This window comes from Kosakonia sp. (genome assembly GCF_032104925.1).
Lineage (GTDB): Bacteria > Pseudomonadota > Gammaproteobacteria > Enterobacterales > Enterobacteriaceae > Kosakonia.
Genome location: NZ_DAMCGF010000007.1, coordinates 40809 through 57840 on the forward strand (window position 1 = coordinate 40809; position 17032 = coordinate 57840).

The window sequence follows — 17032 nt, forward strand, 5'->3', positions numbered from 1 at the left end:
GATGAATATGTTGCTTTCATTGCTGACCAACCGCATTTTGTGGGGTTTCCTTGGCGTAACGGGGCTGGCCGCGGTTATCTGGATGATTGGCCCGCTGCTCTCCGTCGTGGATTCCCGCCCGCTTGAGTCTGAGCAAAACCGCATGATCACCATTGCGGTGATGTACCTGATTTGGGTTCACAGCCACATTGTGCCGCGTCTTTACAACGCCTGGCTCAACCGCAAGCTGATGGACAACCTGAAAAGCGAAGAGGCAAAAGATCCGGTTGAGCGCAAACGCCTCAATAACGAAGATCAGGTGCTGAACGAGCGTTTCGAAGAAGCCGCGCAGGTACTGAAAAAAGCGCACTTCAACCAGCCAGGTCAGCGCGGACAGTGGGCGCAGCGCTTCAGCACCCAGTATCTGTATCAACTGCCATGGTATGTGATTATCGGTGCGCCGGGTTCCGGTAAAACCACTGCGCTGGTCAACTCCGGCCTGCAATTCCCGCTGGCGGATCGCTTCGGTAAAACCGCGCTGCGCGGTATTGGCGGTACGCGTAACTGTGACTGGTGGTTTACCAACGAGGCTGTGCTGCTCGATACCGCCGGGCGTTATACCACGCAGGAGAGCGAGCAGGTTCAGGATGCGAGCGAATGGCTGAAGTTTCTTGGCCTGCTGCAAAAGTATCGCCGCCGTCAGCCGATCAACGGCGTGATTGTGACGGTCAGCATTGCCGATCTGCTCACCCAGTCAGCCGAGGCATCGCGCGAACAGGCGCTTAACCTGCGCCAGCGTTTGACCGAGTTGCATGAACAACTGGGGATCCGTTTCCCGGTGTATGTGCTGGTGACCAAAGCGGACTTGCTGAAAGGTTTTCGCGCGTACTTTGCCGGGTTTGATAAAGCGCAGCGCGATCAAATCTGGGGTTTCACCTTCCCGTGGGAAAAAGCCAAACTGGCGGATTTCGACCTGCAGGGCAGTTTTATTCAGGAATTCGCGCTGCTGCAACAGCGTCTGGACGCGGCCCTGCCGGATACGCTACTGCGTGAAAGCGATGCGCAAGCCCGCGCGGAATGTTTCCTGTTCCCGCAGGAGTTCGCCGCGCTGCGTCCGCTGCTGGCAGATTACCTGAACACCATTTTTGCCCGCTCTAACTTTGAAACCGAGTTCTCCCCGCGCGGCATCTATTTTGCCAGCGGTACGCAGGAAGGCCTGCCGTTTGACCGCGTGATGGGCGAACTGAACCGCGCGCTGTCGCTGCCGCAGGGCAAATCAGGCGATAACTGGGATTCGGTCAGCAAAGAGGAACCGGTGCCGGGCGGGAAAGGGCAGAGCTTCTTTATCAAGCATCTGCTGCAAAACGTGATCTTCCAGGAAGCCGGTATCGCCGGGCAAAACCGCTGGTGGGAACTGCGCAGCCGGGCGGTGATCTGGTCCGGTTATGCGGCGCTGCTGGCGCTGCTGATTATTATCAGCGCCTTGTGGTTTACCAGCTACGGCAACAACCGTGATTATCTGGATGAAGTGCAGGCCAAAGTACCGGCCCTTGACCAGCAGATCAAAGCGCTGCGTAACCGCCAGCAGGGCGATCTCTTTGCCTTGCTGCCGCTGCTTAATGGCCTCTCTGCGCTGCCGGAAAGCGAGAAGTTTGACGTCAATAACCCGCCGATCACCCGCCGTATGGGGCTCTATCGCGGTAACGATGTGGCGGACGCCTCGCAAACCCTGTACCAGAAAGCGCTGCAACAGATGCTGCTGCCGGAAGTGGCGATGCGCATCACTACCTGGTTGCGTAACGACAACGGCAGCGATGTGGAATACAGCTATGAAGCGCTGAAAGCCTATCAGATGCTGTATCAGCCGAAGCATTACGACGGTAAGTTCCTGCACTCGTGGGTGATGCTCAATCTGCAACGTAACCTGCCGCAGAACGTTACCAAAGCGCAGTTAAGTCAGCTTGAGTGGCACCTGACGCAACTGCTGGAGCCGCAAATTCAGTCGTCGCCGTATGCCAAAGACGAGGCGCTGATTAGCCGCGAACAGGCATTGATCAACCAGCAACCGCTCTCCACCCGCGTTTACGGGCGGCTGAAACGCCTGCTGGAGCGCGATGAAAACCTGAAGCAGGTTTCGCTGGCGTCGCTTGGCGGCCCGCAGAGTGAACTGGTCTTTTCCCGCAAAAGCGGTAAGCCGGTCGGTGAAGGGCTGCCGGGGTTGTATACCCCGGATGGGTACTGGAACAGTTTCAATGCGCAAATCGCGCCGGTCACCGCCTCGCTGCATGAAGATGATGTCTGGGTCCTTGGTTCCACCACGCAAGCGGAAGACAAACAGCAAACCGATAACGCGGTGCGCCAGCTGTATGCGCGGGATTTTATCGCTATCTGGGATAACTTCTTAAGTGACATTCAACTTAATAACAGCGCGGATCTGAACCAGCGCATCAATACCGCGCGTCTGCTTTCCGGGAACAATTCACCGCTGCGCCGGCTGGTTATCAATCTCAGCCAGCAGTTGAAACTCAGCCGTGATGACGTGGCGGATGGTAAAGAGAAAGCGCCGGAGAGCAGCAACCGTGGTACGCAGATGCTCGAAACGCTGTTCAGCAACCATGACGGCGCGTCAGCCACGGCAAACGCCGCCGCCAGCCAGACGCCGGAACAGCGTGTCACCGAACATTTCGCGCCGATCATCGAACTGGCGCAGCCGCTGGAAAAGGGCGGCAAGACCATTGTGTTTGATGATTTTCTCAAACAGGTCGATGAGCTATATCGTTACCTGACCGCCGTGCAGGATGCCGCCAACAGCGGTATGCCACCGCCGGGCGGCGAAGCGATCAGCCGTTTGCAGGCCAGTGCCGGGCGTTTACCTGGCGGGCTGCAAACCATGTTCAGCAACATGGCGGTTGGCGCGAGCAGTGATACCCAGCGCCGGGATATGGAAAACGTGCGCAAGCGCATCAGCGTGGAAGTGGGCAGCTTTTGCCGCCAGGCGATTGCCGGACGCTACCCGTTAGTGCGTTCCGCCAGCAGCGAAGTTACCCCCGACGATCTGGCACGCATGTTTGCCCCTGGTACTGGCCTGATGGATGTCTTTTTTCGCGACAACCTGACCAACAAAGTCGATACCACCCAGGCGACATGGCGTTTTATGCCGGGCATCGATGGCAAAACCCTGCCGGGCAGCGAAGGGGTGCTGGTGCCGTTTCAGCAAGCGCAATCGATTCGTGACGCGTTCTTTGCCAACGGCAGCGCAACACCGTCGTTTCGCACCACGGTGCGTACGGTGCGCATGGATAATACCATCCTGAATATGACGCTGGATGTAGACGGACAAATCCTTCGCTACAGCCACGGCCCGCAGGCGGTGCAAATCGTTAGCTGGCCGGGTTCCGGCGGCACCAACCAGGTGCGGATGCAGTTAGGGCTGGCCAACGGTACAACCGCTACGCTTGTGACCAACGGCGCCTGGGCGCTGAACCGCTTTTTCGATAAAGCGCGCGTCAGCCCCGGCAGCAGCAGCCTGAGCCGCCAGGCGACATTCACGGTTGACGGACATCAGGTGACGCTGGAATTCGCGCCGAACAGCATCCGCAACCCGTTCCAGCTTCCACGTTTCGCATGTCCTTGAACTGCAAAGGAACGCCTAATGACTACGACTTCTGCAATTAGCTGGTATGGCAAACTGCCCAGTGCGGGCGATTTTTTACAACGCCGCTTTCCTGATGCGCTTCAGCGTCAGTGGTCCCACTGGTTTCAGGTGGGGCTGATGAACTGGCAGAAAGAAGAACAGCGTACAAACGACCGGCAGTTCAGCAATGCGCCGATCTGGAATTTTGTTGTGCCACCGATGCTCGGCGGGCAGCAGGTGCAAATGGGCTGTCTGCTGCCAGGGCGCGACAGCGTTGGTCGTCAGTATCCACTGTGTGCATTGATGGCGATTAACCCGCTGGAGTGGTCGCCACGCCATTTAGCGAAGGCGGGCGACTGGTATGAACAACTCGGGCGCACCATGCTGCATGCCGTGCGCAATGGGTTTTCACCCGAACAGCTCGACCAGGCGCTGCTCTCCATTCCACCCGTACAACTGGTGGAGCCGGAAACGCGCTCGGAAATTCTGGATGTGATTGGTTATGACGGCGACGGCGAATCCACCATCGGCTGGCGACAGGCCGCCGAATGTTTTGATCCGCTGCGCCAGATCAGTTTCTGGTGGACCAACCGCAGCGATGGCTACCCGCTCTACACCCATGTGCACAGCGGCAATTTTACCGGCCAGTTATTCACGCTGTTGTTTGAGCCGGCGGGTGGCGCAAGACCCGGTCGCCATGGCCTCTACCCACCGATGTTTGAAGAATAAGCAGGTTGCGGATGACTATAGAATCGTTACTCGCTCCGGTCAGCCCGGAGCAGCCTTGCGGTGAGAATCTGGAGTACGACGCCGATTTCCAGGCGATGGAGCAGGCGAGCCTCGGCAAAGCCGAGCAGCAGTTTGGCAGCACCATTATTCCCGCCGAACCGGCAGACTGGACGCGGGTGGAAAAACTGGCCACCGGGCTGCTGGCGCGCACCAAAGATATCCGCGTAATGATGGCGTTAACCCATGCGTGGACTCGACGTCGCGGGCTGGAAGGCTATGCTGATGGTTTAATGCTGTTAGGCCAGGCGCTGGCGCTGTACTGGGATCAACTCTGGCCTTCGCTGACTGACGGTGGTGAATTCGACCCGTTTTATCGCATTAATGCGCTGGCGGGGTTAAGCGATAAATCTTCGCTGACCACCACGCTGCGCCAGTCGACGCTGCTGCGCAGCAACGGTGATGAGCTAAACGTGCGCGACGCGCAGGCGTTGCTTGACGGCAGCAAAACGGAATGTGCAGGCTATCCTGGCGGCCGGGTGCGTCTGATTGATGAACTCACGCGCGGCGGTCAGCCTGGCATTGAGGCTATCTGCCAAATCGAAGGGCGTCTGCAAACGATCCGTACATGGTTGCTCGAACAACTGGGCGAAAGCGGGGTGCCGGAAATGGAACAGTTACTCAAAACGGTCGGGTTAATCGCCGGCGTCAGCCGCGCTAACCGCACGGAAGAGCAACAGGCGACAGAACAAACGGCACCTGCGGAGAGCGCACCGCAACCGGTTGTCGCGACACCGCTTGCGGCGCATACCGACTGGCGAACCGCACAGGTTACCACGCGTGCCGATGCGCAACTGATGCTGGAAAAAGTGAAGCAATATTTCACCCAGCACGAGCCGAGCCACCCCGCGCCGTTGATGATTGACCGCGTACAGCGGCTAATCGAACTGGACTTTATGGAGATTATTCGCGATCTGGCGCCCGATGGCGTGAATCAACTGCAAAACATCTTTGGGCGTCAGGACTGACGCGTACCGAGTTATGACGGCAGGCGCGTTGCCGGTCGTCAAACCTTCACCGCGCATATTCGATGGAGAACATCATGGCAATAAGTAACAGTGGTCAGAAATTTATCGCCCGCAACCGTGCCCCCCGCGTACAGATTGAGTACGACGTGGAAGTGTACGGCGCGGAGCGCAAAATCCAGCTTCCGTTTGTGATGGGCGTAATGGCGGATCTGGTAGGGAAACCGGTGGAGAACTTACCTTCTATTGAGGATCGTAAATTCCTCGAAATCGACGTCGACAACTTCGACGAACGCATGAAAGCGCTGAAGCCGCGCGTGGCGTTCAACGTCGACAACACGCTGACCGGCGAAGGCCGTCTGAACGTCGATTTAACTTTCGACAGCATGGATGACTTCCTGCCGGACGCGGTGGCGCGCAAAGTTGAGCCGCTGAACAAGCTGCTGGAAGCGCGTACTCAGCTCTCCAACCTGCTGACCTACATGGACGGCAAAAACGGCGCGGAAGAGTTGATTGCCAAAGTGTTGCAGGATCCAACCCTGCTGAAATCGCTCAGCCAGTTACCGAACAGTGAAGACAGTGCGCAAGGTAAAGAGGAGTAAACCATGAGCAACCCTTCTCAACAGCAAGAACTGCAGCAGGGCGCACAGGCCTTCAGCCAGGATGAATTCAGCGCGCTGCTCAGCAAAGAGTTCCGTCCGAAAACGGACCAGGCGCGTTCAGCGGTAGAAAGCGCGGTGAAAACGCTGGCGCAACAGGCGCTGGAAAACACCGTCACCTTCTCCAGCGATACCTACCGCACCATTCAGAACCTGATTGCCGGGATTGATGAAAAACTGTCGCAGCAGATTAACCAGATCATCCACCACGAAGATTTCCAGAAACTGGAAAGCGCGTGGCGCGGTCTGAGCCATCTGGTGAACAACACCGAAACCGACGAGATGCTGAAAATTCGCTTTATGAGCATCTCCAAGCAGGAGCTGGGCCGTAACCTGAAACGCTACAAAGGCGTGGGCTGGGACCAGAGCCCGCTGTTCAAAAAAATCTATGAAGAAGAGTATGGCCAGTTCGGCGGCGAACCGTTTGGCTGCCTGGTTGGCGACTACTACTTCGACCACAGCCCGCAGGATGTCGAACTGCTGGGCGAAATGGCGCGCATCGGCGCGGCGGCACACTGCCCGTTCATTACCGGTACTGCGCCAAGCGTGATGCAGATGGAGTCCTGGCAGGAGCTGGCGAACCCGCGCGATCTGACGAAAATCTTCCAGAACACCGAATATGCCGCCTGGCGTTCACTGCGTGAATCTGAAGATGCCCGTTACCTTGGCCTGGTCATGCCGCGCTTCCTGTCGCGTCTGCCGTACGGTATCCGCACCAACCCGGTTGACAGCTTCGATTTCGAAGAAGAGACCGATGGCGCGAACCACAACAACTATTCGTGGGCGAACGCGGCCTACGCGATGGCGACCAACATCAACCGTTCCTTCAAAGAGTACGGCTGGTGTACCTCGATTCGCGGTGTGGAATCCGGTGGTGCGGTAGAAAACCTGCCATGCCATACCTTCCCGAGCGATGACGGCGGCGTGGACATGAAGTGCCCGACCGAGATCGCCATCAGCGACCGTCGCGAAGCAGAACTGGCGAAAAACGGCTTTATGCCGCTTATCCATCGTAAAAACTCCGACTTCGCCGCCTTTATTGGCGCACAGTCGCTGCAAAAACCGATGGAGTACCACGACGCCGACGCGACCGCTAACGCACGTCTCGCCTCGCGTCTGCCGTATCTGTTCGCCTGTTGCCGTTTTGCGCACTACCTGAAGTGCATTGTGCGCGACAAAATCGGCTCATTCCGCGAGCGTGACGAAATGGAACGCTGGCTGAACGACTGGGTGATGAACTACGTCGACGGCGACCCGGCGAACTCCTCGCAGGAAACCAAAGCGCGTAAACCGCTGGCTGCGGCAGAAGTGCAGGTGCAGGAAATCGAAGATAACCCTGGTTACTACGCGGCGAAATTCTTCCTGCGTCCGCACTACCAGCTGGAAGGTCTGACCGTTTCTCTGCGTCTGGTATCCAAACTGCCGTCGCTGAAAACCAAAGAGGCGTAAGCCAGACAGGCCGCAAACTTTAGAGGTTTGCGGCCCTGGAAACATTTTCGCAAACAGAAGGATATGTGATGAAAATGCGTATTGGACTTGCGGGTTTTTTGGTCATGTTCTCCACAATGATAAGTGCGGAGATGAAGACCTATTCATACCCACAAGCGTCTCCGTTACCCGAAGATTCTGTTTTAAATCTTATGCGGGATCCTGCTTTGCTAAATGGCTTCGATGTAAATATGAGCGCCCAACGTTTTGCTGACGCCTGGTTCTCTAAAACGAATGAGCGTGAGCGGATTAAAGCAGATATGTATCTGTTAGGCGTACTGGATACGACAGAAGGAAAAACATGGTGTGGTTATAACCGTCTTCTGCCGTCATCTATTCATGAAAATTTATATTCCTACTTTGAAAATCTAACGGCGGAAAAAGGAAAACTGCGTGCATCCAAAGTAATAAGCGATGCGATGACAGAGTTGATGCCATGCAAAAAGGGGAACAATAAATGAGGCCATTATACGATCAGTTAAAACGTTACCATCGTTCCTCTCTGAAGTATCAGCCTGGCTTTTTATCACCGGAAGAACTATTTAAAGAGATTGGCTATGACTATCAGGCACTTAAAGCAAGTAATCCGAATTATGAGAATACTTGTGGTGTACGAATGAGTTTAGCCTTGCTTAAAAATAATATTGATTTTACTGGCCGATTTATTATTAAAGACGGTCCTTATAAAGGTAAAAAGATAGAACCAGGCGCGAAGCTTCTTGCCGATCAACTTTATAAAGACAGCGTGTTTGGAAAAGCTGAAGTCTACACTGATATTCGCGAAGCGGGCAGAAAATTGCGTAACCGTAAAGGTGTCGTTTATTTTCACAGAATCGCAGGTTATGGAGGTGGTCATATCGACCTGCTTGAACCACTGAGTAATAATATGTTTCAGTGCAACAGTGGATGCCATACCGACTCCAAAGAAGTGTGGTTCTGGGAATTAAAGTAGCCCATGCGTAATTAATTAAATGATTTAATTTCTACCCGCCTGGGTAGAAAAGGAACTTCTGGAAAGAAATATATCTTTCCAGGATGTAAAGAGGCAGAGGTAAAATATGGACGGTTTTATTCGGCCCCATGCTTACCCGTTTGCCATATAAGCGCTTTTTCGAAAGCAATATTTATCATTAACGAAGAGTAAATATTATGGCTATTGATATGTTTCTGAAGGTCGATGGAGTTACGGGTGAATCTAAAGACTCTAACCACACCGGCTGGACTGATATCACATCTTTTTCCTGGGGTGCTTCACAACCTGGGAACATGAGCGTTGGCGGTGGCGGCGGTGCCGGTAAAGTCAATTTTAATGACCTGCATGTTAACGCACTCATTGATAAATCCACGACGGCTATCCTGAAACATTGCGCCAGCGGCAAACACTTGACCAAAGTTGAGCTGTCTGTCTGCAAAGCAGGCGGCCAGCAGGTTGAGTATGCGCGCATCACGCTGGAAGACGTGCTGGTGACTTCCGTTCAGTACACCGGTGCTGACAACGGCGACACCGTAGGTGTGACCTATGCATTCCAGGCTGCGAAAGTGAAACAGCAGTACTGGGAGCAGTCCTCCTCCGGCGGTAAAGGTGCTGAAACCACCGCTGGCTGGAACATCAAAGAAAACAAAGAAGCGTAATCGCTGTGGTGAGCCCGCAAGGGCTCACCTTGTTTTTTTCTGGCAAATGACGATTTAATTATTAATTTTTTATCTCTTTTTATATCGGGTTAGTCGCGTTATCCCCAACAAAATAATTTGCTACTCAAACGCAGCCGCTTTTATGAAAGCTGTTTCTTTTGAGTGCGTATAAAAATTAAAGAATAATTTGAGGATGAACGAATGAGTGTTATGCGCAAGGGTGATCGTGGTACGAATGTTAAAGAGCTACAGCAGCTTCTGAATAAATCGGGAGCGAAAGTCGGTGAAGATGGTATTTTCGGCTTAAAAACCGAAATGGCTGTCAAACAATTCCAGGCGAAACAGAATTTACACGTCGATGGAATTGTCGGACGACGCACCCTTGCTGCACTGGGAAAACCGGTCACCACCCGCGCGCCACAGCCGCCGATTTCCGGCAGCGCCGGGCGACAGGCTGTCGGTGCGATGGATATCTCCGCCAGTGGCATGACCTTTATTTTTCATCGCGAAGCCTGGGCAAACAAAAGTTGTTACCTGCACTGGCCAGGCGGCGCAAGCGGCGTGACGCTCGGGCCGGGCTACGACATGAAAGAGCGCTCAGAGCAATCTATCAAAGCGAAAATGATTGAAATCGGCATCGATGCGATAACCGCGGAAAAAATCAGTAAAGCCGCCAGATTGCATGATGACCAGGCCAGCCAGTTTGTCGCCGATAACGCGAAACTGGTGCGTCTTACCGCCGATCAGGAGACAAATTTACTGCGTGCCACCGTTCCGCCGTACGTTAACGCGGTGAGAAATGGTATTTTTGTGCCGCTGAAGCAGTATGAATTCGACGCGCTGGTCTCCTTTGCGTATAACCCTGGTGGGCGGCTGAACAACGTGTTTGGTTTTATCAATCGCGGGCAGATCTCTGATGCGATGACGGAAATTAAACGCGCGAATACCAGTAAACACAAAGTTATGAAGGGTTTGATTAATCGTCGTAATTTTGAAGTGAATCTTTTCTTAAACGGCGACTACGGGACAAATTGATCCATGACGACTCACACTAAACAGATCGTAGCGGCAACCATGACTTGCCTGGCGTTGTTCTCTTCGGCGGTGCAGGCGGGCAATTCACCGGTACAGGGCGAGTGGCAGGTTGAGAAAGCGTTTATTAATACCGAAACAGAACGCACCCTGAACTATCAGTTCAATGATGATCGCCTTGTCGGGCGCTTTCTGAGCGTGACACCGCAAGGGATCAGCACTACGCTGCCGGGCGGCTCGAATTGCCAGTCACCCGCGATGAAAGAAAGCAGCAGCACGCTGGATGCCTGGGTTGCTGCCACGCAGTCCATCCCGGAGAAAGACGCGGCGAAAACCTATGAACTGGGATTAGACGGGAGCGCGAAAACGCAGGTCGAGAACATTACCTGCGCATCCGGTCACTTTGCCAACGGTGATGCGGGCAGCGATGCCAGCCTGGCGTTCGTCAACCAGCGCTTACTGCTGAACTGGACGGATGGCACCATCCTTTTGCTCAAGCCGGTCGATAAAAACAGCAAACCGCAGGCATCGTTTGATTGTGCAAAAGCCGCTTCCGCGCCGGAAAAAGCGATTTGCGGCGATCGCGAGCTGGCGGCCCTGGATAACAGTGTTGCCCGTTCGTACAAAGCGTTTCGTAAAGAAGCCGCCTCGCTTGGCAATAACGATCTGGAAAACAAACTGCAATCGCAACAGAAAGCCTGGCTAAGCCAGCGCAATAGCTGCAATGGCGATGTGCAATGTCTGAAAAAATCGATGAACGATCGTCTCGAAACGCTGGCGCACAGCCTGGATGGGGTCTGAGTCGTGTCATAAGGGGATGGCGGGCTGCCATCCCTGCTAAGCAGTAAGACGTTGTCGGTATTGCATGTACGCCACTGGATGAGATGGCAGGGAAAAACATGACAGGAAGCATCATTCGGTTCACCCCGGCGCGCGTAAAGTGTGTCGCCTTAGCCGCACTGGTTTCGTTGAGTCACTGCGCGGCCAGCGCAGCAGAAGCGCCAGCCTCTATTTCGGGACCCTGGCGTATTATTGCCAATTCAACGGATACGCAAGCCACCATCTCCTTCTATACGAAAGTCAACGATCCCAGCTATGTTGGCCGCGTGGTGCGTTTTGATAACCACGCGGTAAGTGGCGACGCGGCGCTGAACATTGATTGCCAGCAACCCGCATACCTTCAGCAATCGCCGATGACGCTAAATGAAGCGATAGTAAAAACCTCCGGCGAGCGCCGTTTTCCGCCCAAAATTCCTGTTGCAGAAGATTTCGGTTTGAACGGGCAAGGCATGCAGAAAATCACCCCAATTGTGTTGCAATGCCAGCAAGGACACCTGGGGCCGGATGGCGAATCCATCGGTAACTGGGTAGCGTTGTTATCTGCCGATAAGCTGCTGATGTACGGGAATGACAACAGCTATTTTGTGCTGAAACGCGTGACGGCTGATGAAAAAATTACGCCCCGTTTTTCCTGTAACGCTAAGCTAAGCGCCACCGAGCAAGCGATTTGTGGTGACAATGAACTGGCGGCCTGGGATCGCAGCGTGACCGATGCCTACACTATTCAGTTGCAGCAACAGCAAGAAATTGACCCGGCGGATAAAGCCACGTTGGCGGGCATGAAAGCGGCGCAGCGCGACTGGCTTAAAAAACGCAACCAGTGCCAGACAGACGCCGCCTGCTTAACAAAATCGATGCAAGAACGGACCTTTGAATTGGTCAGTAAAATCCAGTAAAACAAGAGACTTATCCGGTGGCTGCGCCGGGTTCGCGAACGTCGACCTTCTTTTCGCTTGTCTTCAAACGCAGCCGTTTTAGCTAAAGCGGCACCGTTTGAGTGCACATAACTCCAGCAGGAATACGCGATGCGATTCACTATTATTACCAGTAAACCCGGTCATCAGCCGCCACAAAGTAGCTGCGACTTTTATCCCCCGGGCGGCACCATTGGCCGCGGCACGGACAACAATCTGGTGCTGCCGGACAACGACCGTTCCATTTCACGTTTGCAGGCGATTGTCCATATCGCCGGCAATGGCGAGTGCCGCGTCACCAACCGTGGCAACGTGACCCGTGTCGTACTGAATGACATCCCCCTTGAACGTGGGCGTCAGGTTGAGCTGCAGGATGGCGATATTCTTGGCATCGATGAGTACCGTATTGAAGTCACCGATCTGATCCAGGATACCCGTCCTGTCACCCGTATGGCGGAAGAGATGTATCCAAAGCCAGCGCAGCCGCAGGTGGCGAAACCGGCACCTGCTCCGGCGCAGAAAAACGCGCCAGAAGGTGCACCGGCGTCCGTGCCGACGGAAATCTGGGACAGCCTGATGCAGGAGTTTTCCATCTCCGACAGCATCTCCAGCAGCCGTGCGAAACCGCAGGAAGCGCAAAATCTTAACCCGTTCGCCGCGCCGAAAGGGCCGGAGCGCAACCCGGAAGATCCGCTGTCGCTGCTCAATAACAATGAACCGCTGGTGACGCCGAAATCGCTGGCCTCGGATCAGCTGTTTAACGACGAGCAGTTGTTTAAAAACGACAGCATCTTCAACGATTCCACGCCTTCTGCGCTGGTGCCGCCGGTTGAACCGACACAAAAATCGCACACGCCGGATAGCGACGAGCTCGATCCGCTGGCGCTGTTTGGCGGTAGCGGTAGCACGAAGCAAACCCGCAGCGACGATCCGCTTGGCCTGCTGAGCGGCGCGGTGCCGCTGGCGCATGCCGATGAACTGGCGGCGCAGAAACCGGCTGAACCGCAGCCGATCATTGCCGATCTCAACACGCCGGAACCGCCGCCAACCGCTCAGCCGATTATTACCGAGCTGCACCCGGAAGATTTAAGTTCGACGCCGCTGTTTGCCGACGACGCGCCGCTCTCCGCGCCGGAAGAGGTGCAGGAGCAGCAGGATTACGCTGGTATCACGCTGCCAACACCGCAGGCGGTGCAGCGCAGCGCGGCGCAAACGCCGAAAGGGCGTCTGCGTATCGATCCGGTTCAGAGCAATGGCACGAAGAGCACGCCATCAGTCAGCACCGGCGACAGCGGTGATGTGCTGAAGGGTGAGCTGCTTGATGCGCTGCTTGAAGGCATGGGACTGAGCGACATGCAGCCGGTGCCGCAGTTCGATAAAGAAAACATGCGCCAGTTCGGTCAGATGCTGAGCATGTTCTCGCAGGGCACGGTTGCGCTGTTGTCGTCGCGTTCTATTCTGAAACGCGGTGTAAAAGCGGACATGACCATGGTGCTGGATGACGCCAACAACCCGTTCAAACTGCTGCCGTCGGGTAAAACCGTATTAATGCAGATGTTCGGCACGCGTATGCCTGGTTTTATGCCGCCGAAAAAATCGGTGCGTGACGCGCTGATCGATTTACAGGCGCACCAGCTGGGGATGATCTCCGGTATTCGCGCCATTATCGCCGCCATGTTGCAGCAGTTTAATCCGGAGCAACTGGAAGATGACGCCAAACGCGACGGCGCAACCGCGCGGCTTGGCGTGCTCTCCAACCGTAAAGCCGCGTTATGGGATTACTACGTTCGTACTTACGCCCAGACGGCCGGTGAGATTGACGATGACTTCCACACCCTGTTTGGCGAAGCGTTCCTCCACGCTTACGACATGGAAGTCAACCAGTACAAAGACTCACAAAGCGGATCGGAAGAATGAATATCAGCACGGCCTCTATTTCGCGACAGGGCGAACGTGCCAGTAATCAGGATCAGACCGGGGAAACCATCGGCGAGCGCGCCGCCTGCTTTGTGGTCTGCGACGGCATCGCCGGTTTACCCGGCGGTGACGTGGCGGCGAAACTGGCGCGAAACGCCATTATCACCCGGTTCGACGGTGACGAGCACCTCAATGCCCAGTACATTCGTCAGTACGTGAATGGCGCGAACCGCGCCATCCGCGAAGAGCAAAAAGCGGTGCAGGATTATCACCGCATGGGCACCACCATGGTGAGCCTGTTTATCGATCGCGATTACCAGCTCGCCTACTGGGCGCACGCGGGTGACAGCCGGTTATATCTGTTTCGTCGCGGCTGGCTTTACCACGTCACCACTGATCACAGCCTCGTCCAGCAGATGAAAGACGCCGGGCACCAGACCGAAGGTATCAACGGTAACTTGCTCTATTTTGCGCTGGGGTTGGGCGAGGATGAGCGTGAACCGAGCTACAGTGATGTGGTGCCGATTGAAGATGGCGATGCTTTTTTGCTGTGCACGGATGGTTTCTGGCACGGCGTCACCGAGGAGCAGATGCAACAGTCGCTGCACATGGTGAACACGCCGGATGAGTGGCTGACGTTGATGAATCAAATCCTGCTGAAAAACGGTGTCGGGGCGCAGACCCAGCAGGACAACTATAGCGCCGTAGCGGTGTGGATGGGCACGCCTCAGGAGACGACGCTTTTGCATACGCTCTCTGAAGCCGCACAGTTTTTCCCTCTTCGTGATTGATACAGCTTACAAGGACTTTTATGAAACTTTGGCTACCGGGTTTGGCCCTGCTGGCAGTGTGTGGCAGCGTGCAGGCAGAAAACTACCGCATCGTGCAATCGCCTTCGCAAAAACTGGATGTCTGGATCGATAACGTCGCCGATAACACGCCAAAAAGCTGGTGTGCGAAGACGCTGCCGCTGCGCATTGTCGCCAGCGGCGATAAAAAACCCTCGGTACTGAATAGCTTTTTACCGCGTCTTGGCGCGCTGCTGGAAAACCAGTGCGGCACGCTGACGCAGGTGCGCTGGAAACTGACCGACCCACAAGGCACGACGCTGGCTGAAGGCACCGCCGATAAAGCCAAAGAGTGGGATCCGGTGGTCACCTCAACCGGTGCGACTACCGCGCCCGCCGCAACCCCGAGCGCCGGACTGGTTGCCCCTACCGGTCGCGCCGAAGATCTCTCGCCGCCCGCCAGCCGTGCGCCGTGGCAGGAGTTCACCTTGCAGGATGGCTGCCACCTGCGCACCTTCTGGCAGGGCGGCGCCGGTACGCCCGCGCTGTTTATACCCGCCAAAGAAGATGGCAAGTGTGAGAAGGGCGGCTGGCTGAACGGTCGCAGCGTAGTGACGCAACTCAGCAACGGCGTGGAAAAGAAAATCACCATGACCTTCGTACACGGTTTCCCGGTCAGTGGTCTGAATGCCAGTGTGGATGCGGATCGCCTGTTGATTACCACCGTCAACAACGAACGTATGGTGGTCAGCGAAGGTACGCTGGCGCAGAGCTGGATGATCCTGCCGTATGTTGACAGCCTGAATGGCTGGCAGGCGAATGGCACCGTGGCGGTGGAAATCTCCCGCGACGTGGCAAATGACCCGGCGCGTTTACAGGCGCGTATTGAAGAAGTGCGCAAAGCGTGGATGCCGTGGTTTGAACCGGGTACGCACCTGAATATTTTGCTGATTGACTCGCTGCATCCGCAACTGCGCAACCCGGCGGTTGGCACCTATAAAACGGTTAATTAAGGAGCGGCGATGAACACGTTGTTTCAACAACTGGCGGGCGAATCGTTGCGGGAAAGCCTGGCGCAGCTCGAAAGCCGTATCCGCACGCAGCCGGGCGACGCCGATCTGCGCGCCGCGTTCGCCCAACTGTTGTGCCTTGATGGCAACTGGTCGCGCGCGCTGGCGCAGTTAAAAAGCTGGCAGGCGTTAAAACCGCAGGCACAGCCAACCGTTACGCTGCTGGAACAAGCCATTGAAGGCGAACGCCAGCGTGCGGACGTGATGGCCGGTCGCGCGCGTCCGGTTACGCCGGATCAACAATGGCCGTGGCTGGCATCAATGGTCAGCGCGCTGGAGCCGGAAGCGGCGAATGCCAGCGCAGATCGTGAAGCCGCGCTGGAAATGGCCGACGCTAACCCCGGGCAGTTGACGACGCAGGACGGTCAAACGCTGCACTTTGACTGGCTGATGGACGGTGATTGCCGCTTTGGCCCGGTCTGCGAAGCTATCGTCAATGGCCGTTATTTCTGGCTGCCGTTCAGCGCCATTTCCGCCATGCAGTTCCAGCCCCCGGCCAGCGTCACCGATTTAGTATGGCGTCACACGCTGGTGCGCTTGCAGGATGGCAGCGAACAGGTGTGCCAGATCCCGGCGCGCTACCCGCTGGATGCGAATGCCGATGACCGCTTTAAGCTGTGTCGCGTCACCGAATGGCAGCCGTTGCCAGGCGATGCGCCGCACTATATCGGGCAGGGGCAAAAAGTGTGGCTTAACGACAGCGCCGAATATTCGCTGCTCGATCTCGCCACCGTCAGCTTTAACGTGGAAGCCGCAGATGAGTAACTCTGCGCATGATGAAGAGAGCGACCTGCTGCGTAGCGGCTGGCGCTCGCGGCGCGGGAAAGAGACCGTTGGCGCGCGCGATAAAATGCAGCCTTCGCTGCTCGATCGCCTGACGGATGAAGCGCCGGATAAAGTGCAGGAGCCGGTGAACAACAATCTGGTTTCGCACTCCGCGCTGCGCCGCCATGTGCTGCGCGATTTGCAGTGGCTGTTCAACACCATTAATAACGAAGCGCAACAGGATCTCTCCGGTTTTGACCAGGTGCGGCGTTCGGTGGTGAACTTTGGCGTGTCGCCGCTGGCGGGCAAGCGCATGTCGGATATCGAATGGCAGGATATCCAGCGCAAACTGACCGACGCGATTTTGCATTTTGAACCGCGCATTCTTCCGCAAGGATTGCAGGTGCGCTGCATCTCCGATACTAAGTCGCTGGATCTGCATAACGTCCTGTCGATTGAGATCAAAGGCCGCCTGTGGTGCGTGCCTTATCCGCTGGAGTTCCTGTTTCGTACCGATGTGGATCTGGAAAACGGGCATTTCGAGCTGAAAGACGCGGGGTAAC

Annotated in this window: 16 protein-coding genes; all 16 read left to right on the forward strand. The window is 55.7% G+C overall.

Annotated elements, in window-relative coordinates; all coding sequences use genetic code 11:
• The first annotated feature begins 1 nt into the window (after position 1).
• On the forward strand, positions 2-3613 hold the full coding sequence (tssM, locus tag RT644_RS15335) for a type VI secretion system membrane subunit TssM (RefSeq protein ID WP_016495650.1): 3612 nt from the start codon (positions 2-4) through the stop codon (positions 3611-3613).
• A gap of 18 nt (positions 3614-3631) precedes the next feature.
• Positions 3632-4342, forward strand: a complete 711-nt coding sequence (tagF, locus tag RT644_RS15340; RefSeq protein WP_016495651.1) for a type VI secretion system-associated protein TagF — start codon at positions 3632-3634, stop codon at positions 4340-4342.
• Between the two features lie 11 nt (positions 4343-4353).
• Positions 4354-5367 (forward strand): type VI secretion system protein TssA, encoded by a 1014-nt coding sequence (gene tssA, locus RT644_RS15345; protein WP_313627209.1) that lies wholly within the window; start codon positions 4354-4356, stop codon positions 5365-5367.
• 74 nt (positions 5368-5441) lie between these two features.
• Complete coding sequence (gene tssB / locus RT644_RS15350) at positions 5442-5966, forward strand: type VI secretion system contractile sheath small subunit (protein ID WP_016495653.1); 525 nt, start codon at positions 5442-5444, stop codon at positions 5964-5966.
• A 3-nt stretch (positions 5967-5969) separates the two neighbouring features.
• Positions 5970-7472: a type VI secretion system contractile sheath large subunit gene (gene tssC / locus RT644_RS15355; RefSeq protein ID WP_016495654.1), complete on the forward strand. Its 1503-nt coding sequence runs from the start codon at positions 5970-5972 to the stop codon at positions 7470-7472.
• 68 nt (positions 7473-7540) lie between these two features.
• On the forward strand, positions 7541-7972 hold the full coding sequence (locus RT644_RS15360; protein ID WP_160269736.1) for a Rap1a/Tai family immunity protein: 432 nt from the start codon (positions 7541-7543) through the stop codon (positions 7970-7972).
• The gene (locus tag RT644_RS15365) at positions 7969-8463 is read left to right on the forward strand and encodes a T6SS effector amidase Tae4 family protein (protein ID WP_313627210.1); all 495 of its coding nucleotides are present in this window, start codon (positions 7969-7971) and stop codon (positions 8461-8463) included. Before RT644_RS15360 ends, RT644_RS15365 begins: the two co-directional genes overlap by 4 nt.
• A 197-nt stretch (positions 8464-8660) precedes the next feature.
• Positions 8661-9143, forward strand: a complete 483-nt coding sequence (locus RT644_RS15370; protein WP_016495656.1) for an Hcp family type VI secretion system effector — start codon at positions 8661-8663, stop codon at positions 9141-9143.
• 201 nt (positions 9144-9344) lie between these two features.
• Positions 9345-10178 carry a peptidoglycan-binding protein gene (locus RT644_RS15375; protein ID WP_045509807.1) on the forward strand — a complete coding sequence of 278 codons (834 nt, stop codon included), beginning with the start codon at positions 9345-9347 and terminating at the stop codon, positions 10176-10178.
• A gap of 3 nt (positions 10179-10181) precedes the next feature.
• Entirely contained in the window at positions 10182-10976 is a 795-nt protein-coding gene (locus RT644_RS15380; protein ID WP_045509804.1) for a lysozyme inhibitor LprI family protein, read from the forward strand.
• 98 nt (positions 10977-11074) lie between these two features.
• On the forward strand, positions 11075-11911 hold the full coding sequence (locus RT644_RS15385) for a lysozyme inhibitor LprI family protein (protein WP_016495659.1): 837 nt from the start codon (positions 11075-11077) through the stop codon (positions 11909-11911).
• A gap of 129 nt (positions 11912-12040) precedes the next feature.
• The gene (gene tagH, locus RT644_RS15390) at positions 12041-13846 is read left to right on the forward strand and encodes a type VI secretion system-associated FHA domain protein TagH (protein ID WP_313627211.1); all 1806 of its coding nucleotides are present in this window, start codon (positions 12041-12043) and stop codon (positions 13844-13846) included.
• Positions 13843-14637 (forward strand): PP2C family protein-serine/threonine phosphatase, encoded by a 795-nt coding sequence (locus tag RT644_RS15395; protein ID WP_016495661.1) that lies wholly within the window; start codon positions 13843-13845, stop codon positions 14635-14637. Before tagH ends, RT644_RS15395 begins: the two co-directional genes overlap by 4 nt.
• Positions 14638-14657: 20 nt before the next feature.
• Complete coding sequence (locus tag RT644_RS15400; protein WP_269231193.1) at positions 14658-15647, forward strand: hypothetical protein; 990 nt, start codon at positions 14658-14660, stop codon at positions 15645-15647.
• A 9-nt stretch (positions 15648-15656) separates the two neighbouring features.
• Complete coding sequence (locus RT644_RS15405; RefSeq protein ID WP_160269748.1) at positions 15657-16469, forward strand: type VI secretion system accessory protein TagJ; 813 nt, start codon at positions 15657-15659, stop codon at positions 16467-16469.
• Positions 16462-17031: a type VI secretion system baseplate subunit TssE gene (gene tssE, locus RT644_RS15410; protein ID WP_313627212.1), complete on the forward strand. Its 570-nt coding sequence runs from the start codon at positions 16462-16464 to the stop codon at positions 17029-17031. Before RT644_RS15405 ends, tssE begins: the two co-directional genes overlap by 8 nt.
• The last annotated feature ends 1 nt before the right edge of the window (position 17032 follow it).

Coding starts and splice junctions, on each gene's coding strand:
- tssC (WP_016495654.1), top strand. CDS start 5,970: ATGAGCAACCCTTCTCAACAGCAAGAACTGCAGCAGGGCGCACAGGCC.
- RT644_RS15405 (WP_160269748.1), top strand. CDS start 15,657: ATGAACACGTTGTTTCAACAACTGGCGGGCGAATCGTTGCGGGAAAGC.
- RT644_RS15380 (WP_045509804.1), top strand. CDS start 10,182: ATGACGACTCACACTAAACAGATCGTAGCGGCAACCATGACTTGCCTG.
- RT644_RS15385 (WP_016495659.1), top strand. CDS start 11,075: ATGACAGGAAGCATCATTCGGTTCACCCCGGCGCGCGTAAAGTGTGTC.
- RT644_RS15395 (WP_016495661.1), top strand. CDS start 13,843: ATGAATATCAGCACGGCCTCTATTTCGCGACAGGGCGAACGTGCCAGT.
- RT644_RS15360 (WP_160269736.1), top strand. CDS start 7,541: ATGAAAATGCGTATTGGACTTGCGGGTTTTTTGGTCATGTTCTCCACA.
- tssM (WP_016495650.1), top strand. CDS start 2: ATGAATATGTTGCTTTCATTGCTGACCAACCGCATTTTGTGGGGTTTC.
- tssE (WP_313627212.1), top strand. CDS start 16,462: ATGAGTAACTCTGCGCATGATGAAGAGAGCGACCTGCTGCGTAGCGGC.
- RT644_RS15370 (WP_016495656.1), top strand. CDS start 8,661: ATGGCTATTGATATGTTTCTGAAGGTCGATGGAGTTACGGGTGAATCT.
- RT644_RS15400 (WP_269231193.1), top strand. CDS start 14,658: ATGAAACTTTGGCTACCGGGTTTGGCCCTGCTGGCAGTGTGTGGCAGC.
- tssA (WP_313627209.1), top strand. CDS start 4,354: ATGACTATAGAATCGTTACTCGCTCCGGTCAGCCCGGAGCAGCCTTGC.
- tagH (WP_313627211.1), top strand. CDS start 12,041: ATGCGATTCACTATTATTACCAGTAAACCCGGTCATCAGCCGCCACAA.
- RT644_RS15365 (WP_313627210.1), top strand. CDS start 7,969: ATGAGGCCATTATACGATCAGTTAAAACGTTACCATCGTTCCTCTCTG.
- RT644_RS15375 (WP_045509807.1), top strand. CDS start 9,345: ATGAGTGTTATGCGCAAGGGTGATCGTGGTACGAATGTTAAAGAGCTA.
- tagF (WP_016495651.1), top strand. CDS start 3,632: ATGACTACGACTTCTGCAATTAGCTGGTATGGCAAACTGCCCAGTGCG.
- tssB (WP_016495653.1), top strand. CDS start 5,442: ATGGCAATAAGTAACAGTGGTCAGAAATTTATCGCCCGCAACCGTGCC.